Source organism: Bradyrhizobium arachidis (assembly GCF_024758505.1).
GTDB lineage: Bacteria > Pseudomonadota > Alphaproteobacteria > Rhizobiales > Xanthobacteraceae > Bradyrhizobium > Bradyrhizobium manausense_C.
Map to the genome: position 1 here is coordinate 850,070 of NZ_CP077970.1, position 19,086 is coordinate 869,155.

Here is a 19,086-nt window from a genome sequence, read left to right on the forward strand (position 1 = left end):
GTAGGGGACCGTCAAGGGTGGCAATCGGTTTTAATCACCTGTGCATAAAGTTGCTGCGAAACACCGTTGGCTTGGCTGGCAGCGGGCGCTCGACCTTTAGCGCGTCCTCGCGGTCGGTCAGCGAAGCGCTGATGATTTGGCGGGCCGCTATGGCGTAGCACATTCCGTCGAGCGCTTCGGCTCGCTTGCCCGGCAAGCGCTCAAACCGCCGCTGCGGAGCGCCTTTGACGTACCGCACCACCAGCCGCTCGGAGCAAAGCTGGTCGAACCATGCATTTTCGAGCGTATGGCTGAAACGGATGCCGTGATTGCGCTTCAGGCGCGAGAATAGCGCCGCTTTGACGGTGTCAACGCCCACCAAAAAGATGCGAGCGCCCTTCTTCGTCTTGTGGTGGTTGGCGGATTGAAGAATTGGACGCGGTCCCTGCATGCCCTTGATCGCCAGCACGCGGCGGCGCAGGCGCGGCGTGCAGAAATTGTAGACCGCCTCTGTCCAGTGCCCGCCGCTGTCAATCGCGCAAGCGTCTATGCCGATAGAGTTGCCATACGGATGCCGCCACTGCTTTTGCAGCAACTGGTCAAGCTCCAACCACGTTTCTTCATCCGTAGGCGCTCCCCAAATAACCTCATGCCCCAAGACGAACATTTCGCTGTCGCGACCGTGGCCAAGGATCACGGCTTCCAGCCGGTCGCCCTGCACGTCGATCCCACAGGTTATGAGCAGCACCTCTTGCGGAATGGCATCCAGCGAGAACGCTTCGCGCCTGCCCGCAATTTCAAGGTCGTTGAGTTCTTCGCCCGGCTCGCGCCAGCCTTCCGCGAGAATGGTGTTGCGAAAAGCCTGAAGCTTGCTCGGGTCGTTCTGCGCCTTCACAAATTCAGCGGCTAGGATGCCCCAGCGCGCGTTCGCCAGCGGGCTGACAAGGCAGTTGATGCGGAAGCCTGCATGGTTCGTGATTTCAGGCTTGGTCGCACGCCACTCGCCATGCATCACCATGAGGTTTTTCTTGCGCTCGTCGATTTGCGCTTGGCAGTGCGGGCACTTGTAGCATGCTGTTTCCGGCTTGCCGTCTTCCCAGACGATGTGCTGCCACTGGATTTCATTGAAGGCACCACACGCCGGGCACGGCACTTCGAACACGCGCTGGTCGCTTTCGGCATAGCGGCGCAGCACGGCGGACGTGTCCTCGAAAACTGGCGTTGAACCGATGACGATTTTGCGGTTCGGGAAGCTCAGTGTGCGCCGCTCCGCCAACACCAGCGGGTCGCCTTCCGGCGTGATCGACATGGCGTCGGCTTCGTCGGCGAACAGAATGCGGGCGGTCTTTGCGCGCAGGTTACGCGGAGCACCAGCCGCGATGATGCGCAAGCTGCCACCAGAGAAGCGACGGGACAGCATCGTGTTGCGCTCGCCTTCCTTCTGGTCGTCGCTGAGCATGCCGCGCAAAGCCGGGCTTGCTTCGAAGGTCGGCTCAAGGTCGCTGGTGGTGTAGTCGCGGCAGTCGCTTTCAGTAGGGAGTAGCGCGATGATCGGAGCCGGATCGTTCTTGACGTAGTGGCCAAGCGCACCAGTCAGCAGCGCGGTCCAGCCAATGCGCACGCCCTTTACGACGGTCACGCGTTCTATCTCCGCATCGCCAATCGCGGCGGCCATGTCGCGTTGGTACGGATACAGCCGCATCGGACCGGGAAGCGCGGTACTGCCTGCGGGAAGGCGCACGTTCTTTTCGATCCAGTTTGGCAGGGACAACTTCGGCGGCGGCTTGAAGCAGCGGAAGGCGCTGGCCACCATTTCATCGAGGGTCATCGGCCACCTTCCGAAAGCTGCTCCAGCGCCTGCCGGATTTCGTCCTCAATCGTCCTGAGGTCCGCCGCGTTCAGGTGCGGCAGGCGGGCAGCCAGCCGGGTCGGCAGGGCCAGCATTGCCGCGCGGGTCGCGGTGCAGACTTGGCGCCAGCCGCTAAGGACGTCGGCGGCCGAGATCAGGCTGCCTTCCAGCTTCTGCCGCTTGGCGCGGTACATGAGCGTCTGCTCCGCCAGCAAGGCGTCGCGGGCGGCAGGCGTGCCAGAAGGCGGGCGACCGCCGCGCCGTGGGGGTTGTGTTGTCATGCTTCACCTACAGAGTTGGAAAGTTTTGACGAAGTGGCCGGGCTTTGCTGCACGGGCCGGGTTCCAAAATTTTGATTGCAGTGGGCCGAATTCCGGGTCGCATTGCGCCGTGGGTGGGCGCGGTAGGCAGGACCCATCGGCAGCCGTCGGCGCTGGTGCGTTTGTTCGGGCTGGCTGGGGGTTGGTGCCGAGCGGGCCACGCAAGCCGACCCACGGGCCACGGCTGCCGATCGCCACCATGAGCACACATGGCGACTGACCGTGCCCTGCCCCACTCCGCCACCTGTGCGCCGCTCCAGTCGCCACCCCTATAGGGTGGTGGCGCACTGGCGCACTGGCGCGCTCCAGTTGGTTTGCGCCAGTCAGACAAGTGGCGCAAATCCTTATGTTGCAAGGGGTTAGCATGCTGCGCCACCCGGTTCGGCCGCTCCGGTCGTTGCAACTGGCGCACCATTGGCCAATTTCACCCACTCCTTGGGCTTCCTATCGACCAGTGCGGTGAACACTTCCAGCCAACCGCGATCGATGGCTTTGGCGATGGCCTTGCTGACGTCCGCCTTTTTGGCAGTGGCGGAAATGCCAAGGTGCCGCGCGAGTTGGTCGCCAACCCACGGGCTGGCGCGAACGTCCAAGCGCCAAGCCCCATTCGCGAACGCCGCCGTGCAGTCCGCCAAGGTCAGGTTAGCAAGGCGGTCCTGCTCCGGCGTAACAGGGGGCACATACCTCGTCGCCACGCCCACGTCGTCGCCTTGGTCCTCAAAGCCGCGCCCGTTGCCAAGGTTGAAGCTTTCAAGGCGATACCAGTCGCTCTTTTCAGCAGGCGGGATGAGGTTCGCCTTGCCGTCAATCGTGCGGAAGTGAAGGCGGCGCTTGCTTTCGTGGATGCTGAAGCTCTTGGCCTCTTCCGCCGTCATGGGCTCGAGCACGCGCACATATCGCGCCGCGTTCACCAGCGCCGATGCACCGCGCGTGTCATCCGCGCTGGCGGCATCGCCCTTCGGCTTGCGCGTATGGTGCACAACCATGATCGCGCAGTTTGTTTCCTGTGCTATGCCTGCGAGCGCCTTCACCACCATGTCAATCGCACCGTTGTCGTTTTCGTTCACGCGATGCAGGCTGACGAACGGGTCGAAGATCACAACGTCGATGCGGCGCTTGCGTATGATGCGCCTGATCTGGTCAAGCAGCGCGTTGTTCAGCACCGCGCGCTTTCTCTGATCTTCGGCAGCAACCACGATGTCACGCATGACGCCGCTTTCGACGTACAGGCGGTCTGCGATGTCGGATGACGTCAGTTCGTGGTACGCCATGGCGGCGTTGAATTTGCGCCGCAACTCGTCCATGTCGTCCTCAAGGTTCACGTACCAGACGCGCAGAGGTGCCGATGGCTGCACGCCCAACAGAGGCTTGCCGCTCACCATGGCCAGCGCTTCTGCGACGATGAGCGTGGACTTGCCGCGCGCACCAGCACCAGCCGTGACCGAAACGTTCGCGCGGATATAGGCGGGCTCGTATAGCCATTCGCGCTTCTTGATGGTGGCAATCGCCTGTGGGAAGAATGGCATTGTGACCTCCTCTAGCTTTTCTTGGGCGCGTACCGGCAGCGTTTCCGCGACGATCTCGTTTAGCTCCTCAATCGTGCCGTGGCGCGGGTTGAACCTTGCGTCGAGCCAGTCCGTAATGTCCTCGCGACGCGCCAAGCGCGGAAGGCGGACCACGCGCACGGACGCGGCCTCGTGGCGGAATGCTTCAACAGCCTTGACTGCGTTCTCTTCGCCCTTGGTGTCATTGTCCACCAGCACCACAACGTGACGGCCAGCAAGCGCGCCGACGATGGCTGCCGTGATCACCTGCCCGGCAGCAGTGGTCGCCACCAGTCCATGCGCAATGCAGGTTTCAACGTCCTTTTCGCCCTCGCACCAGAACACGGGCTTGGTGGGGTCTGTGATCCCGGCCTCGCGTAGCTCGCGCCAGCGGTACGGCACGCGCGCTCTGCCTTTGTATTGACTGAGGCTGTCGCTGCCGGTGTCTAGACCAAACCTGAATTGCTTGCCGTCCGGGATCAGGTGATGGTCATAGCGCCACACCGAATAGAGCGGCGCTTGTTCTCTGTCGTCCCCTTTGATGGCAAAATAGTCGTAGTAAGCCGTGCGCTTGTAGCCCGCTGCGGTCAGGTCTCTTGCGTCAAAGCGCTCGCTCTCAGGCACGGCTGGCGCTTGGCGGTCCGTGGTGGTGCGCTCCTCGCGCCTGCTGTCGTATCTGTCACCGGAAATGTTAGTCACGATTTTAGCCTCTTAGGTTGTGAGGCAGCCCCAAGCGCAAACCCGGGAGGATGCACTTGCATCCTTCGGCGGTGTTCTGTATGCGGGGACTGCTGTGTGAAGAAAAACTGAGGGGTCGCCTATTTGCCGGGCGGCCCCTTTTCTTTTCAGGGGCCCTTGCGGTTTTGCGCGGCGCGCGTAACCCTTTGGCGCTGTTGAGGGCCTATAGGTGCGGTTTTGCAGCCAAGTGCTTGTGATGCTTGGGACACGTCCAGCTTCCCAAGCTGCATACGAGGGTTCGATTCCCTTCGCCCGCTCCATCCTGCTTCGCGCCAGGGCGCTTCGCAGGGACTAGTTCGGCAAGCTCCGCAAAAATTCCACGAGCGCCGCATTCACCTCTTTCGGCCGCTCCTGCTGCGTCCAGTGTCCGCAGCCGGGCAGCATCTTGATCTCGCGAAGCTGCGGCACGGACTGCTTCATGTTGGCGAGGTGCTCGGCGGCGCCGGGGAAGGCGATGACCATGTCGTGGTCGCCGGCGATGAACAGCGTGGGCACCACCACCTTCACGCCCTCGAAGGCGGCCATCAGCTCCCAGTTGCGATCGATGTTGCGGTAATAGTTGAGCGGCCCGCGAAAGCCGCTGCGGGCGAATTCGGCGGCATAGTAATCGAGGTCGGCGGCGCTCAGCCATGACGGCAGCGGCACCTCCACCTTGGGCAACATGCCGGCGCTGCGCGACACCATGCCGACGCCACTGGACGGCTTGCCACTCGCCGCCGCCATGGCGCGAATGGCGGTGACGCCTTCGCCGGAGCCGCCGAACAGCATCGCAGCCAGCGTTTTCCGCGGGTCCTTTTCGAACTCGGCTTCGGCGACGCCCGGTTCCTGAAAATACAGTTGATAGAACTGCGCATCCGTAGTCTGCGGCATCACGCTGGTCGGCGGCACCGGGCTGCGCGGGCGATAGGGCACGCTGAGGATGGCTGCGGCGCGGAAGCGATCGGGGCGCAGTCGCGCCGCGTGCCAGGCGATCCCCGCGCCCCAGTCATGGCCGACGATGACGGCGTCCTTCGCCTCCAAGGCATCGAGCACGCCTATGAGATCGCCGACCATGTGAAAAATCGTGTACTGGTCGATCGCCTCGGGCTTGTCGCTCTTGCCGTAGCCGCGCATGTCGGGCGCAACCGCATGGAAGCCGGCCGCCGCCAGCGCTTCGAGCTGATGGCGCCAGGAGTACCAGCCCTCAGGGAAGCCATGACACAGCAGCACCAGCGGCCCCGTTCCCTGCTCGGCGACGTTGAGGCTGATGCCGTTGGCCTTGATCGTCCGCTGCGTCGGCTGGCTCATGTCATTGCCTCCCGGTCTGGTTGTTGGATGCATCCTAGTCGGAGCTGCGCCGCGCGCAAAGATTCCAATATATTAGACTGTCGCTCCCGGCGTCGGCGTCCGGCTCCGCTAATCTCACCTTTGCCTTGGCGGGCGGTCCGCGACCAAAATTGTTTGGAAACGAAGGCCATGGACCAGCAAAAGCTCGACAAGGCGATCGGTCGCCGCCTGAAGACATTGAGGATGAATGCCGGCATGACGCTGAATGAGCTCGCCGCACGCTCCGGTGTCAGCCGCGCCATGATCGGCCGGGTCGAGGGCGCGCAGAGCAGCGCCACGGCGGCCTTGCTCAACAGGCTCTGCGCCGCGCTCGACGTGTCCTTGAGCGATGTCGTCGCGCTCGCCGAAAAGCCGCCGGAGCGGCTGGTGCGGCTTGCCGACCAGCCGCAATGGCGCGATCCCGAGAGCGGTTATGTCAGGCGCCATGCGTCGCCGACGGGCGCAGCAAGCGGCATCGAGGTCATCGTCGTCGACCTGCCGGCAGGCGCGCGGGTGTCCTACAGCCCCTGGGGCCGCAACGCCTTCACCCAGCAACTCCTGATGCTGGAAGGCGCGATCTGCGTCCATATCGACGCCAAGACGCAGCGGCTGCGCGAAGGCGACTGCCTCGACTTCGACGTCATGCGCTCGGTGATCTTCGAAAACGACTCCAAACAGCCCGCGCGCTACGTCATCGTCGTCAGGCGCGGCACAGCCTATGGAAGAGAGTGATGCCGCTGATCGTCCGCGATGCCACCATGGAAGACGCCGCGGATATTCTGGCGATCTACAATTTTGCCGCGCTCAACACCACGGCGGTGTGGACCGACGGTGCGTCCGACCTCAAGTCGCGGCGCGACTGGATTTCCGCGCGGCAGCAGGCAGGTTTCCCCGTGCTGGTCGCGATGAGCGGCGCGCATGTCGTCGGCTTCGCCTCGTTCGGCGATTTTCGACCGTGGCCCGGCTATCGCCACACCGTGGAGAATTCCGTCTATGTCGACGAACGGCATCACCGGCTCGGCATCGGCCGCAGCCTCGTCAGCGCGTTGATCGAGCGCGCCGGCGCCATGGGCAAGCATGTGATGATCGCGGGCATCGAGTCCGCCAATACAGCCTCGATCGCGCTGCACGCTTCGCTCGGCTTTGCCGAGGTCGCCAGGATGCCTGAGGTCGGCTGCAAGTTCGGCCGCTGGCTCGATCTCGTGCTGATGCAGAAGCAGCTTGCGGGCGATATCAGGCCGTGAAGGAGAGGGCGTCATGGAGATCCGGACCGGCGACACCTACGACCCGCGCGTGGTCGCGCTGCTCGATCATCACGTGACCACCGCGCGCGCACACACCGAGCCCGGCAGCGCGCATGCGCTCGACCTCGCAGGGCTTCGTGCCTCCGACGTCGCCTTCTGGACCGGCTGGGACGGCGAGACGCTGGTCGCGACCGGCGCGTTGAAGGCGCTTTCGCCCGACCATGGCGAGGTGAAATCGATGCACACGGTGGAGGCCGCGCGCCGCCGCGGCTTTGCCGGACAGATGCTGCGCCACATTATCGACGAAGGGCGCGCCCGCGGCATGGCGCGGCTGAGCCTGGAGACCGGCTCATGGGATTATTTCAGGCCCGCGCATGCGCTCTATCAGGCGCACGGCTTTACGTTCTGCGGCCCGTTCGAGGGCTATGTCGCAGACCGCAACAGCCTTTTCCTGACGCTGCAGTTGACACTGTGAGATGAGCTGGCTTGATGCGATGAGCGTGGCCACTTCACTGAAGCTGGCCCCAGCTCGAGATGATCGAGAGGGGCCACACTCCAGGCTGAGACCTTCAAGCCTTGAGGAAGGTCGCAAGATAGAACACGGCAGCAAAACCGACGGTGATACCGACGGCTGCCAAGGCCGCCTGTTTGGTTGAAACGTCCCGCATATTAGGCCTCCTTCAGTTGGACACTCCCAGCACCGTCAAGGACCGCTTGTGGTCGGCCGGCGTTTGAAACTCGATGGCTTGGCCAACCGAGAGACCGATCAACGCAGCGCCGACGGGCGTAAGAACCGAAACGCGTTTTAGGGTTATGTCCGCCTCGTGCGGATACACCAACACCACGTCCCGGACCTCGCCGGTCCTGTCGTCGCAGAACCGGACCTGCGAGCCCATGCGGACCACCCCGCGCAGCTCGCAATTGTCCGCCACGACGCTCGCACGCTCCATCTCCTGTGCGAGGAAATGGGCCACACGCGGGAAGAGCGTCGCGCTCGAGCTCGCCAGGGCATTCAGACGCCTGGCCTCATCCTCCTTCACCGTGATGGGTGGCAACACGATTTCACGCTTGCTCTTGCGGTTAGTCTTGTTCATCTCCTCTCTCCTTTCCTAGGCGGCCGATGGTCCCGGATCATCGTCATCAAAGAGTTTTTTGCCCGCGGACATCGGATTGCTAAACAGGACCCTGACAACATCATTCGGATCGGTTCGACTGACGCTTTCGATCCTGACGACGTGGGTGCGCCCTGCAGTGAAGAAGGGGATTTCGCTTCCGACCTTCAGCCCCACTAATGCTGCGCCCAACGGTGACATCACGGGGATTTGGGTGTGCTCGGACGTGTAGTCTTCGGGGTACACCAGTTGCCTCGTCTCACGAGGGAAGCCCCAGTTGATCCAGAACGTCACCCAGGATCCCATGGTGACAATGCGGTCCAATCTGGCCGCGCGATCAGGGACGATTTCCGCACGCTTGATCTCGCTCAACAGAAAACGTGCATCCACGTCGCCTTGAGTTGCGCCCACGCGCGCGAGCCGTTCCAAGCGGCGATGCTCAGAGGCGGAAAGAGTGACCTCGGGGATGGAGGGAATGCTCATGACATGCTTCCTTGTTTGGCTTCCCACGGGAAAGCCACACTCCAAATCTGGTTGATGAAGGAAGTGATATCCGGACGGCACCGATTACCGTCCGGCTAAGCTCCTGCTTGGAGCCGTCCGGCGCGCAGGCAACGCCGCGCAATGCGCGGATCGATGTCGGGGACGTGGATCATGTCATCACCAACATAGGACCTTGCAGCCGACCCTGCATCGCGACCAAAGCGCGCACGGACTGCGCATCCGCTGAATCCGAAGAAGCTGAAGGAGCCGGCGAAGTAGTTTCTCAAGGTCCGGCCGAACAACCATTGCGGAGCATTTCGAAGAGCGCCACTCAGTCGCCGTCCTCTTGCAGCCGAAAACGATGCCGTAGCCGGCGCGACGGCACCCGCTCGATCCCGTCGCGAATGGCGTAGAGATCACGAAGCTGGCCGCCAGCGACCAATGGAAGATCCGGAGGAACGGATCCCATGCGTAGACCGTGGCGGGGCACCATTGACGACCGCCTGTCCACCGGTCTCCGATGTCGCTCCTCAAAATGAGTTGCGTACCTCAAATAACCTCTGCTAGCCTTCAAGCCATGAAGGAGCCGGACCCCAGCAGCCCACTCACGCTGAAGGACATCGCGCGCCAGGCTGGCGTCAGCCTCGCGACGGTGGACCGCGTGCTGCACAACCGCCCCGGCGTGCGGCCGGACACGGTTCGCCGCGTCCGGGAGGCGATCGAGCGCAACTCCTTCCAGCCCCATGTGGCGGCCGCCGAGCTCGCCCGCAGCCGCGCCCGCCGCTTCGCCTTCGTGATGCCGTCCGGACCTAACCTGTTCATGATGCAGATTCAGTCCTATCTCGGCGAGATGGCTGGTTGGCTGTCGGCGCGCCGCCTCGCGGTCGAGGTGATCGCGACCGACGTGTTCGACCCGTCCGTGCTCGCGGCGTCGCTGGAGTCGCTCATCGGCGGCGACTATGACGGCGTTGCCGTGGTCGCGCTGGATCATCCGAGTGTGCGCGCCGCCGTCAACGATCTCGTCGATGCCGGCACCAAGGTCGTGACGCTGGTGTCGGACGTGCCGTCGTCGCGCCGCAACCACTATATCGGCATCGACAACATCGCCGCAGGCCGCACCGCCGGCGCGCTGGTCGGCCGCCTCGTCGGTCCGCGGTCCGGAAAAGTCGCGATCGTTGCGGGTTCGCAGGGCCTGCGCGACCATGCCGAACGCATTTTTGGCTTCAACCAGGTGATATCCTCGGAATTTTCCAATCTCGAGGTGCTGCCCGTGCTCGAAGGGCGCGACGAGGACGAGCGCTCGGAACAGATGTTGTCGCGGCTGTTCGGCAAGCATCCAGACATCGTCGGTCTCTACAATGCCGGTGCCGGCACGCAAGGCGTTGCAAAAGCGCTCGGCGACAGCGGGTGCGAGAAACAGGTGGTGTTCGTCGGTCACGACGTCACGGTGCTGACGCGAAAACTGCTGTTGCAGGGGGTGATGGATGCGGCGATCTCGCAAAACCCGGGCCATGAGGCGCGCGCCGCGGTGCGCGTGCTGCTGTCGCTCGCGCGCGGCGAGCCGATTTTGATCGAACAGGAGAAGATCCGGATCGACATCGTGATGCGGGACAATCTGCCGTAGCCGAACGGCGCGGCGGTTCGTGTTTGTAAATGAGCGATTGCGGCAAGCGCGACGTCAGTTCGTGCAACCGCTAGCGGGAAGGGGAGGACGACGTGTTTCTCGGAATGGACATCGGCACGTCCGGTGTGAAAGCGGTGCTCGCTGACGAGGCCGGCGCGATTGTCGCGACCGCCGCGCGCGAGCTCGCGCTATCGCATCCGGCGCCGCTGTGGTCCGAGCAGGATCCGGATGCCTGGGTCGACGCCGCGATCGGTGCGGTCGACGATCTCGCCGCCGCGCATCCGCGCGACGTCGCAGGCGTGCGCGGCATCGGCCTTTCCGGCCAGATGCACGGCGCGACGCTTCTCGGCGATGACGGCCGTCCGCTGCGCCCTGCCATCCTCTGGAATGACGGAAGGTCGCATGCCGAATGCGAAAGGCTCGAACGGCGCTGCCCGTCAGTGCATTCCATCGCCGGCAATCTGGCGATGCCCGGCTTCACCGCGCCAAAGCTGCTCTGGGTCGCGCGGCACGAGCCCGGGATTTTTGAGCGCGTCGCAAAAGTGCTGCTGCCAAAAGCCTATGTTCGCTACCGCCTGACCGGCGAGATGGTCGAGGACATGTCTGATGCCGCCGGCACGCTCTGGCTCGACGTCGGCCAGCGTCGCTGGTCGGCGTTGCTGCTGCACGCCACCGGGCTCGATCTGCATCACATGCCGCGCCTCGTCGAAGGCAGCGAGGTCAGCGCGATGCTTGCGCCCGAATTCGCGCAGCGCTGGGGCATGGCGAAGGGCGTTTTGGTCGCCGGTGGCGCCGGCGATTGCGCGGCGAGCGCGATCGGGCTCGGCGCGATTGCGCCCGGCGATGCGTTCCTGTCGCTCGGCACCTCTGGCGTCGTGTTTCGCGTCACCGACAGTTTTGCGCCGGCACCCGCCTCCGCCGTGCACGCCTTCTGCCACGCGCTGCCCGGCCTCTGGCACCAGATGGGTGTGATGCTGTCGGCCGCCGCCTCGCTCGCCTGGCTCTCGGGCGTGATGGCGACGCCTGCGGCGTCGCTGCTTGCGCCGCTCGGCGACAGCGTTGCCGGGCCGAGCTCCGTAAAATTTCTGCCTTATCTCGACGGCGAGCGCACGCCGCACAACGACGCCGCCGCAGCCGGCGCGTTCATCGGCTTGCGCGGCGCGACGGGACGCGATGGAATCGTACAGGCCGTGCTCGAAGGCGTCGCCTTCGCCGCGCGCGACAATCTCGAGGCGCTCGGCAAGGCCAGCTCGGCGATATCGGAGGTCGATCTCGTCGGCGGCGGCTCGCGCTCGACACTGTGGGCGCAGATCTGCGCCGACGTGCTCGGCATTCCCGTGCATCGCGTCGAGGAGGGCGAGGTCGGCGCTGCGCTCGGTGCTGCCAGACTCGGTCGGCTCGCCGCAACGGGCGAAGATCCCGCGCAAATCTGCACGCGCCCGCGGCGCCTCGCGACATTCACGCCCCATCCGTCGCGCACTGCGGCCTATGACGAGGCCTATCACCAGTGGCACAAGCTATATCCCGCGCTGAAGGAGTTTTCCCTGTGAACGCGTTACCAAAATTCTTCGGCGCCGCCGATCCGGTCGCCTATGGCGGCAAGGCCGCCAAAGACCCGCTGGCCTTCCGCTGGTACGACAAGGACCGCATCGTCCATGGCAAGCGGCTCGAGGATCATTTGCGTTTCGCGGTCTGCTACTGGCATTCGTTCTGCTGGCCCGGCGGCGATCCCTTCGGCGGCGAGACGTTCATGCGGCCATGGCAGCATGGCTCCGACGCCATGGCGATGGCGCGGGCCAAGGCCGACATCGCCTTCGAGCTGTTCCGCCTCCTCGATGTGCCCTTCTTCACCTTCCACGACGCCGATGCCGCGCCGGAAGGTACGACGCTTGCCGAATCCGTCGCCAACCTCAACGCCATCGCCGATCTCTTCGAGCAGAAGATGGCCTCGTCCAAGGTGCGGCTGCTCTGGGGCACGGCGAACCTGTTCACGCACCGCCGCTATATGGCGGGCGCCGCGACCAATCCCGATCCTGATGTCTTCACCTATGCCGCCGGCCAGGTCCGCGCTGCGCTGGAGGTGACGCACCGGCTCGGTGGCCAGAACTACGTGCTGTGGGGCGGGCGCGAAGGCTACGAGACGCTGCTCAACACCGACCTGAAGCGCGAGCTCGACCAGCTCGGCCGCTTCGTCTCGCTCGTCGTCGAGCACAAGCACAAGATCGGCTTCAAGGGACCGCTCCTGATCGAGCCCAAGCCGAAGGAGCCGACCAAGCATCAATACGATTTTGACGTCGCCACCTGCTTCGGCTTCCTCCAGCGCTATGACCTCCTCGACGACGTCAAGCTCAACGTCGAGCAGAACCACGCGATCCTCGCCGGCCATTCGTTCCAGCACGAGGTGGCGCTGGCCCAGGCGCTCGGCGTGTTCGGCTCGCTCGACATCAACCGCGGCGATGATCTCCTGGGCTGGGACACCGACCAGTTCGCCATGAACGTGCCGGAGCTGGCGCTGGTCTTCCACGACATGCTGAAGGGCGGCGGCTTTACCACCGGCGGTCTCAATTTCGACGCCAAGATCAGGCGTCAATCGATCGACCCGGACGATCTGATCCACGCCCATGTCGGGTCGATGGATGCCTGCGCCCAGGCGCTGCTGGCTGCGGCCGACATGCTCGACGCCGAGGCGCTGACGAAACCGATTGCGGACCGCTATGCCGGATGGACGGGCGCGGAAGGGCAGGCCATCCTTGCCGGCCAGCGTTCGCTCGCCGATCTCGCCGACCGGGCGCTGGCATCCGGCTTAGATCCGCAGCCGCGTTCGGGTCGTCAGGAATATCTTGAATCTCTCGTCAACCGGTACGTCTGAGCGAGGCCGAGCATGACAACTTCTCCCACAAACGGCCAGCCGGTCCTGGAACTGACGGGCATCGGCAAGGAGTTCGGCGCGATCCGCGCCCTGCACGACGTCGACATGCAGGTCTTTCCCGGCGAGGTGGTCGGCCTGATGGGCGACAATGGCGCCGGCAAGTCGACGCTGGTCAAAATCATTGCCGGCAATTTCCGCCCCAGCCATGGCGAGATCCGCTTCGACGGCAATGCGGTGCATTTCCACCGCCCGATCGACGCCCGTGCGGTCGGGATCGAGGTCGTCTATCAGGACCTCGCGCTGGCGGACAATCTGACCGCCGCGGCCAACGTCTTTCTCGGCCGCGAGCTCAAGCGCAAATTCGGCCCCGTTTCATTGCTCGACCACAAGGCGATGGCATCGCGCGCGCTGACGCTGTTCGGCGAGCTGCGCTCGGAGACGCGGCCGCATGATCTGGTCAAGCAGATGTCCGGCGGCCAGCGCCAGGCAGTGGCGATCGCGCGCACGCGGCTTTCCAACGCCAAGCTCGTGATGATGGACGAGCCGACCGCCGCAATCTCGGTGCGCCAGGTCGAGCAGGTGCTGAGCCTGATCCACCGGCTGAAGGAGCAGGGCGTGGCCGTGATGCTGATCTCCCACCGCATGCCCGACGTGTTCGCGGTCTGCGACCGCGTCGTCGTCATGCGGCGCGGCGAGAAGCGGGCGGACAAGCCGATTGCGGATACCAGTCCCGAGGAAGTCACCGCCCTCATTACCGGCGCGAAGGAGGCGGCGTGATGTCCGTACCCATGGAAACCCCGATCTCCTTCACCAATGTCGGCCGCAGCAAATGGTGGCAGCGCGGCATCTTTGCCTCGCAGACCGGCTACGTGCTGGCGGCACTCCTGGTGCTGATGCTCGTGATGCATTTCGCTAGCCCCTACTTCTTCACCCAGGGCAATATGCAGAACGTGGCGAAGAACTTTTCCTTCATCGCCATTGCCACGCTCGGAATCACTTTCGTCATCATCACCGGCGGCATCGATCTCTCCGTCGGCTCGATGATGTGCTTTTCTGCGATGATCACTTCCATGGTCATGGTCGAGCTGTCGGCGCCGGGATCGCCGTTCGTCCATTTGGCCGCGGACGGCAAGACCGTCGTCGCCAATGTGCCCGGATTGATCCTTCTGGTCTCGGTGCTTGCAGGGCTGTGCGCCGCGCTGATCGTCGGGCTCGTCAACGGCTTCTGCATTGCGGTGCTCGGGCTGTCGCCCTTCGTCACCACGCTCGGCATGCTCTCGATCGTGCGCGGGCTCGCCTATGTCGTCTCGAACGGCCGCGGCAGCTTTCCGGGCGGGCCGGACGCCGAATATTTCTACGCGCTCACCTCGGGCGATGTGTTTGGCATACCCGCGCCCTTCATCTATCTGGTGATACTCGCCGCGGTGATGGCGGTCGTGCTGCATCACACGAGTTTCGGCCGCCACGTCTTCGCGCTCGGCGGCAACGAGAAGGCGGCCGAACTGACCGGCATCTCGGTCGTGCGGGTGAAGATCGAGGTCTATGTGATCTGCGCGCTCGCCGCGGGGCTTCAGGGCATCATCATTTCCGGCTGGCTGGGTTCGGCGCCGGCGAACATGGCGACGTCCTACGAGCTCAACGTGATCGCGGCCGCCGTCATCGGCGGCGCCAATCTCGCTGGTGGTATTGGCGGTCCGCTCGGTGCCATCGTCGGCTGCGTGCTGCTCGAGGTCATTCGCAACGGCCTCGTGCTCGCGCAGGTCAACGCCTACTGGCAGCAGACGCTGGTCGGCGTGATCATCATCCTTGCCGTGCTGGTGGACCGCATCCGCTCGCGCATGACTTAACGAGTTACTCCGGACGGACAACGAAAGATCGTCTATCCGCCGGCCGGAGCATCACATCACAAAAGGATAGGCACCAAAGTGTGGAGGGAAGGAATGAAGAAGCTTCTGTTGGCTGGCGTGACCATCGCGATGATGGCGACCCCGGCATTTGCCCAGACCTACAAGTTCGCGGTCGTGCCCAAGGCGATGAACAATCCGTTCTTCGACGTTGCGCGTGACGGCTGCCTGAAGCGGGCCAAGGAACTCGGCAATGTCGAGTGCATCTACAAGGGGCCGATCGAGCACGAGCCGGCGACGCAGGCGCAGATCATCCAGGACTTCATCACCCAGAAGGTGGATGGGCTCGCGATCTCGGTTGCCGACGTTGCGGCCATGACCAAGTCGATCGACGCGGCGACGGCGGCCGGCATTCCCGTGATCACGTTCGACGCGGACGCGCCGGGCTCCAAGCGGCTCTCCTATATCGGCACCAACAACAAGGACTTCGGCCTCGCACTCGGCAAGCAGTTGCGCGAGCTCCGGCCCGAGGGCGGCAAATATGCCATGGTCTCCGGCGGCCCGGGTGCGAAGAACCTTGCCGAACGCGTCGATGGTGTTCGCGAAGCGCTCAAGGGCTCGAAATGGGTCGAGGTCCAGGGTTCGCCGACCTTCTGCAACGACGACTCCGCGCTTGCGGTTCAGCAGATGTCGGACCTGCGCACCGCAACGCCCGACCTTGCCGCGATCGTGCCGGTCGGCGGCTGGCCGATGTTCGCGCCTGAGGGCTACAAGGCCTTCGTCAACAAGAACAAGAAGGATATCGACGCCGGCAAGCTCACGCTCGTCGTCGCCGATACGCTGAAGATGCAGCTCGAACTGCTGCGCGACGGCTACTCCAACGCGCTCACCGGCCAGCGCCCATTCGAGATGGGCGAGAAGTCGATGGACGCCTTGCTCGCGATCAAGAAGGGCCAGAAGGTTCCGGAAGTGATCTACACCGGTCTCGACCTGGTCACGAAGGATAACGTCGCTCAACTCTTGAAGTAGGAACGTTACCAGCCCAACGTTCCTGCGCTACACTCCCTCTCCCGCTTCGCGGGGGAGGGAGTGCTGCTTTTGTGGATTGCGTCGGTTCCACATGCGCTAGCCGCAAACTCGTCATGCCCGGGCATGGCCGTCCGAAGGACGGCGTCACTTCCGCTCACCTATGTCCCGGGCATCCACGTTCTTCGTGCGGCACAAAGGCGTGGATGGCCGGGACGAGCCCGGCCATGACGATGTGGAAGCGTCTATGCACAATAGGAAGGAAACTGGAATGAAACGCGCGCGACTTGCTGATGGTCTCGACGTCACCGCAATTGGCCTTGGAACCGCGCCGCTGGGCGGCTTGTTCTCAGCGGTCAGCGAGGCGGATGCGGAAGCCACCATTGAACGCGCCTGGTCGCTCGGCGTCCGTTTCTTCGACACCGCGCCGCTTTACGGCTTTGGCCTGGCGGAGCGCCGCCTCGGCAGCTTCCTGCGGCAGCAGAAGCGCGATTCATTCGCGATCTCGACCAAGGTCGGCCGGTTGCTGCGCCCGGCGACGGCGTCGGGCGAGGACGATCACTACAAGGGCGCGCCCGCGCTGCGGCCGCAATTCGACTTCAGCTATGACGGCGTGATGCGCTCGGTGGAGGAGAGCCTCACGCGTCTCGGGCTCGATCGCGTCGATGTTTTGCTCGTGCATGATCCCGACGATCACTATGATGCCGCCGTCAGCGGTGCCTTCCGCGCGCTGATGCGCCTGCGCGATGACGGCACGGTCAAGGCGATCGGTTCCGGCATGAACCAGTCCGAGATGCTCGCGCGCTTTGCCGAAGCCGTGCCGCTTGACTGCTTCCTGCTCGCAGGCCGCTACACGCTGCTCGACCAGGGCGCGCTGACCGCGCTGTTCCCGATCTGCCGCGCCAAGAACATCGGTATCCTGCTCGGCGGCATCTACAACAGCGGCATCCTCGCCAATCCCCATACCGGCGCGAAGTTCAACTATGAGGACGCCGATGCGGCGCTGGTCTCCCGTGCGCTGGAGCTGGACGCGCTGTGCCGCAAGCACGGCACCGAGCTGAAGGCGGCCGCGGTGCAGTTCTGCATGGCCCATCCGGCGGTGACGGTCGCCGTGCAGGGCGCGCGCACGGCCGCCGAGGTCTCGGACAACATCGCCATGGCGGAGCTGCCGGTGCCGCAGGCTTTCTGGCAAGAGCTGCGCGGGCGAAAACTGGTCGATGCGAACGCGCCGTTGCCGGGTGGAGCGTGACATGATCATTGACGGCCATCAGCATTTTTGGGACCCGGCGCGCGCTGACTATCCCTGGATGGAGGCGGCGGAACTGGCGCCGATCCGCCGCGCCTTCGCGCCCGCCGATCTCGCGCCGCTGCTTCGCGCTGGTGGCATCGATGCGAGCATTTTGGTGCAGTGCCGCTCCTCGATCGAGGAGACCGAAGAATTCCTGCGCCTCGCCAATGCTACGCCGTTCGTGATCGGCGTGGTCGGCTGGGCCGACCTGACGGACGGCGATCTCGACGTGACGCTCGGCCGGCTGCGTGACTCGCCCGGCGGCGAAAAGCTCGTCGGCGTCAGGCACCAGGTGCACGACGAGTCCGATCCCGAGTGGCTGTTGCGGGAGGACGTGCAGCGCGGCTTGACCGCCGTGTTCGCACACGATCTCGCCTACGATCTCCTGGTGCGCACGCGCGAATTGCCGGCGGCGATCGCGACCGCGCAGGCCTTTCCGCACGCGCGCTTCGTGCTCGACCACGTCGCAAAGCCGCCGATATCAGACGGTTTTAGCCGCGACTGGGCCGACCTTCTCGCAGCCCTCGCCGCTTGCGGCAATGTCTGGTGCAAGATCTCGGGCCTTGCCACCGAAGCGAAATGGGACGATTGGGACGCGGAGCGCCTGTTTCCGTATGTCGAGCATGCGGCAAAATGTTTTGGCGAGGACCGCCTGATCTTCGGCTCGGACTGGCCGGTGTGCCTGCTCGCGGGCAGCTACGCCGAGATCAAGGGTGCGCTCGAGGCGTGCCTTGCGCGGCTTGGCAGCAATGTCCACGAGAAGGCTCGTGGTCGCAATGCCCGCGATGCCTACCTTCTCGCAACGCAAGGACACTGAGCGCCACAACCGGCCCGCGCACCGTGGTTCATTGCCGGCAACTCTCGGCTGTGGTTGCCCCCCGCCCGGCATGAGCATGAGGTCGGGGCAGGCCGACATTTTTCTTCAAAATCCTGAACCCTTTTTGCTTCGGTGAGGCTCTTGTCGGATGTGAATGCCTCATCGAAAGGATTGTGAATGTTCTACCGGAAGAACCTGCCCGCCTGGGAAAGGATCGCGCGTCTGGTCGCTGCGGCGGCGATGGGCGTATGTGCCGCCCGTTTTTGGGGCACGCCCGTCGGCTATCTCTGGGCCGTGCTTGCCGTCCCCATGGCGCTGACGTCCATGATTGGATTCTGTCCCATGTGCGCTTTGGCCGGACGAAGGATTCGGGCAAAGAGCGAGCTGCAAGCTCAGGGACCGGAATGACCTCCCGGATCGAACACGGACTGCTCGAGGCGGCAAGGCGGGGCGACGAGCAAGCACTTGCTCGTCTGCTCGATGCCTGCCAGCCCGATTTGCGCCGCTACGCCCGACGCAACTGCGCAACGGAAGACGTGGAGGAGGCGATACAGGATGCCCTGCTCATCCTGTATCGCCGCCTGGGGGCATTGCGGACGATCGCGAGCTTTTCGGGGTGGCTGTTTCAGATCGTCAAGCGAGCCTGCCTGCGCAGATTGCGGAGGCGAAAATCTGAAGGATTGAGTGGGGACGACCACGACCAACCGCAGGATTCCCTGGACGCCGACCTGCGGCTGGACCTTTGCCGCTCGATTGCGATGCTGCCCGATCTCTATCGGGAGGTCGTTATTTTGCGTGATGTCAAGGGACTGAACGCTGAAGAGACGGCCAGCGAGCTCGGTACGTCTGTCGAGGCTGCCAAAAGCCGACTGCACCGCGCTCGTTATCTGATACGCCAATCGCTTGCATAAGAGGCCCACATGACCTTTGGCAGTCGTCGTCTTTCTGTTCACCTCATCAGAGGCGTGGGTGGTTTCGTCGCGCTTGGCGCAGCGCTCGCGACCATGAATACGACTCTTTGGCCGTCCCTCGTTCTGCTTCCCG

The 19,086-nt window shown here is 64.1% G+C and carries 19 protein-coding genes; 13 read left to right on the forward strand and 6 right to left on the reverse strand.

Features of this window, described 5'->3' with window-relative positions; genetic code table 11:
• Window positions 1-34: 34 nt before the first annotated feature.
• From KUF59_RS03975 to KUF59_RS03990, 4 genes are all read right to left on the reverse strand, one after another.
• Entirely contained in the window at window positions 35-1,807 is a 1,773-nt protein-coding gene (locus KUF59_RS03975; protein ID WP_258768267.1) for a phage terminase large subunit family protein, read from the reverse strand.
• A complete protein-coding gene (locus KUF59_RS03980; protein ID WP_258768268.1) occupies window positions 1,804-2,022 on the reverse strand; it encodes a hypothetical protein in 219 nt (72 codons plus the stop codon). Before KUF59_RS03980 ends, KUF59_RS03975 begins: the two co-directional genes overlap by 4 nt.
• A 485-nt stretch (window positions 2,023-2,507) precedes the next feature.
• On the reverse strand, window positions 2,508-4,391 hold the full coding sequence (locus tag KUF59_RS03985) for an AAA family ATPase (protein WP_258768269.1): 1,884 nt from the start codon (window positions 4,389-4,391) through the stop codon (window positions 2,508-2,510).
• Between the two features lie 330 nt (window positions 4,392-4,721).
• On the reverse strand, window positions 4,722-5,717 hold the full coding sequence (locus tag KUF59_RS03990) for an alpha/beta fold hydrolase (protein WP_212460585.1): 996 nt from the start codon (window positions 5,715-5,717) through the stop codon (window positions 4,722-4,724).
• 168 nt (window positions 5,718-5,885) lie between these two features.
• Between KUF59_RS03990 and KUF59_RS03995 the strand changes: the two genes are divergently transcribed.
• Genes KUF59_RS03995 through KUF59_RS04005 form a run of 3 tightly spaced genes read left to right on the forward strand, consistent with a single transcriptional unit; the run spans window position 5,886 to window position 7,454 of the window.
• Window positions 5,886-6,467: a helix-turn-helix domain-containing protein gene (locus KUF59_RS03995; RefSeq protein WP_212460584.1), complete on the forward strand. Its 582-nt coding sequence runs from the start codon at window positions 5,886-5,888 to the stop codon at window positions 6,465-6,467.
• Window positions 6,467-6,979: a GNAT family N-acetyltransferase gene (locus KUF59_RS04000; protein WP_212460583.1), complete on the forward strand. Its 513-nt coding sequence runs from the start codon at window positions 6,467-6,469 to the stop codon at window positions 6,977-6,979. The genes KUF59_RS03995 and KUF59_RS04000 overlap by 1 nt, the downstream gene beginning before the upstream one ends.
• 13 nt (window positions 6,980-6,992) lie before the next feature.
• A complete protein-coding gene (locus tag KUF59_RS04005) occupies window positions 6,993-7,454 on the forward strand; it encodes a GNAT family N-acetyltransferase (RefSeq protein ID WP_212460582.1) in 462 nt (153 codons plus the stop codon).
• Window positions 7,455-7,659: 205 nt separating this feature from the next.
• Here KUF59_RS04005 and rnk read toward each other — a convergent pair whose 3' ends face one another.
• Window positions 7,660-8,073, reverse strand: coding sequence for a nucleoside diphosphate kinase regulator (rnk, locus tag KUF59_RS04010; protein WP_212460581.1), 414 nt, complete (start codon window positions 8,071-8,073; stop codon window positions 7,660-7,662).
• Between the two features lie 15 nt (window positions 8,074-8,088).
• Window positions 8,089-8,574 (reverse strand): GreA/GreB family elongation factor, encoded by a 486-nt coding sequence (locus tag KUF59_RS04015; RefSeq protein WP_212460580.1) that lies wholly within the window; start codon window positions 8,572-8,574, stop codon window positions 8,089-8,091.
• 577 nt (window positions 8,575-9,151) lie between these two features.
• On the opposite strand from KUF59_RS04015, the gene KUF59_RS04020 reads away from it, so the two are divergent.
• The 10 genes from KUF59_RS04020 to KUF59_RS04065 all read left to right on the forward strand — a co-directional run bounded on the left by KUF59_RS04020 (window position 9,152) and on the right by KUF59_RS04065 (window position 18,953).
• Window positions 9,152-10,198, forward strand: coding sequence for a LacI family DNA-binding transcriptional regulator (locus KUF59_RS04020; protein WP_212460579.1), 1,047 nt, complete (start codon window positions 9,152-9,154; stop codon window positions 10,196-10,198).
• Window positions 10,199-10,290: 92 nt separating this feature from the next.
• On the forward strand, window positions 10,291-11,748 hold the full coding sequence (gene xylB, locus KUF59_RS04025) for a xylulokinase (RefSeq protein WP_212460578.1): 1,458 nt from the start codon (window positions 10,291-10,293) through the stop codon (window positions 11,746-11,748).
• Window positions 11,745-13,067, forward strand: a complete 1,323-nt coding sequence (gene xylA, locus KUF59_RS04030; RefSeq protein WP_212460577.1) for a xylose isomerase — start codon at window positions 11,745-11,747, stop codon at window positions 13,065-13,067. Before xylB ends, xylA begins: the two co-directional genes overlap by 4 nt.
• A gap of 12 nt (window positions 13,068-13,079) precedes the next feature.
• Window positions 13,080-13,844: an ATP-binding cassette domain-containing protein gene (locus KUF59_RS04035; protein WP_212460576.1), complete on the forward strand. Its 765-nt coding sequence runs from the start codon at window positions 13,080-13,082 to the stop codon at window positions 13,842-13,844.
• Window positions 13,844-14,914, forward strand: a complete 1,071-nt coding sequence (locus KUF59_RS04040) for an ABC transporter permease (RefSeq protein WP_212460575.1) — start codon at window positions 13,844-13,846, stop codon at window positions 14,912-14,914. Before KUF59_RS04035 ends, KUF59_RS04040 begins: the two co-directional genes overlap by 1 nt.
• Window positions 14,915-15,007: 93 nt before the next feature.
• Entirely contained in the window at window positions 15,008-15,940 is a 933-nt protein-coding gene (locus KUF59_RS04045) for a sugar-binding protein (RefSeq protein WP_212460574.1), read from the forward strand.
• A gap of 268 nt (window positions 15,941-16,208) precedes the next feature.
• Window positions 16,209-17,186, forward strand: a complete 978-nt coding sequence (locus KUF59_RS04050; protein WP_212460573.1) for an aldo/keto reductase — start codon at window positions 16,209-16,211, stop codon at window positions 17,184-17,186.
• Window position 17,187: 1 nt separating this feature from the next.
• A complete protein-coding gene (locus tag KUF59_RS04055) occupies window positions 17,188-18,042 on the forward strand; it encodes an amidohydrolase family protein (protein WP_212460572.1) in 855 nt (284 codons plus the stop codon).
• Window positions 18,043-18,219: 177 nt separating this feature from the next.
• A complete protein-coding gene (locus KUF59_RS04060) occupies window positions 18,220-18,450 on the forward strand; it encodes a YgaP family membrane protein (RefSeq protein WP_212460571.1) in 231 nt (76 codons plus the stop codon).
• Entirely contained in the window at window positions 18,447-18,953 is a 507-nt protein-coding gene (locus KUF59_RS04065; RefSeq protein ID WP_212460570.1) for an RNA polymerase sigma factor, read from the forward strand. Before KUF59_RS04060 ends, KUF59_RS04065 begins: the two co-directional genes overlap by 4 nt.
• Window positions 18,954-19,086: the final 133 nt, after the last annotated feature.

What these genes read in the sequence shown, in the direction of transcription:
- KUF59_RS03990 (WP_212460585.1), bottom strand. Translation starts at nt 5,717, where the DNA reads ATGAGCCAGCCGACGCAGCGGACGATCAAGGCCAACGGCATCAGCCTC.
- KUF59_RS03980 (WP_258768268.1), bottom strand. Translation starts at nt 2,022, where the DNA reads ATGTACCGCGCCAAGCGGCAGAAGCTGGAAGGCAGCCTGATCTCGGCC.
- KUF59_RS03975 (WP_258768267.1), bottom strand. Translation starts at nt 1,807, where the DNA reads ATGACCCTCGATGAAATGGTGGCCAGCGCCTTCCGCTGCTTCAAGCCG.
- KUF59_RS04055 (WP_212460572.1), top strand. Translation starts at nt 17,188, where the DNA reads ATGATCATTGACGGCCATCAGCATTTTTGGGACCCGGCGCGCGCTGAC.
- KUF59_RS04035 (WP_212460576.1), top strand. Translation starts at nt 13,080, where the DNA reads ATGACAACTTCTCCCACAAACGGCCAGCCGGTCCTGGAACTGACGGGC.
- KUF59_RS04060 (WP_212460571.1), top strand. Translation starts at nt 18,220, where the DNA reads ATGTTCTACCGGAAGAACCTGCCCGCCTGGGAAAGGATCGCGCGTCTG.
- KUF59_RS04005 (WP_212460582.1), top strand. Translation starts at nt 6,993, where the DNA reads ATGGAGATCCGGACCGGCGACACCTACGACCCGCGCGTGGTCGCGCTG.
- KUF59_RS04045 (WP_212460574.1), top strand. Translation starts at nt 15,008, where the DNA reads ATGAAGAAGCTTCTGTTGGCTGGCGTGACCATCGCGATGATGGCGACC.
- KUF59_RS04040 (WP_212460575.1), top strand. Translation starts at nt 13,844, where the DNA reads ATGTCCGTACCCATGGAAACCCCGATCTCCTTCACCAATGTCGGCCGC.
- rnk (WP_212460581.1), bottom strand. Translation starts at nt 8,073, where the DNA reads ATGAACAAGACTAACCGCAAGAGCAAGCGTGAAATCGTGTTGCCACCC.
- KUF59_RS04065 (WP_212460570.1), top strand. Translation starts at nt 18,447, where the DNA reads ATGACCTCCCGGATCGAACACGGACTGCTCGAGGCGGCAAGGCGGGGC.
- KUF59_RS04015 (WP_212460580.1), bottom strand. Translation starts at nt 8,574, where the DNA reads ATGAGCATTCCCTCCATCCCCGAGGTCACTCTTTCCGCCTCTGAGCAT.
- KUF59_RS03995 (WP_212460584.1), top strand. Translation starts at nt 5,886, where the DNA reads ATGGACCAGCAAAAGCTCGACAAGGCGATCGGTCGCCGCCTGAAGACA.
- KUF59_RS04050 (WP_212460573.1), top strand. Translation starts at nt 16,209, where the DNA reads ATGAAACGCGCGCGACTTGCTGATGGTCTCGACGTCACCGCAATTGGC.
- KUF59_RS04020 (WP_212460579.1), top strand. Translation starts at nt 9,152, where the DNA reads ATGAAGGAGCCGGACCCCAGCAGCCCACTCACGCTGAAGGACATCGCG.
- KUF59_RS04000 (WP_212460583.1), top strand. Translation starts at nt 6,467, where the DNA reads ATGCCGCTGATCGTCCGCGATGCCACCATGGAAGACGCCGCGGATATT.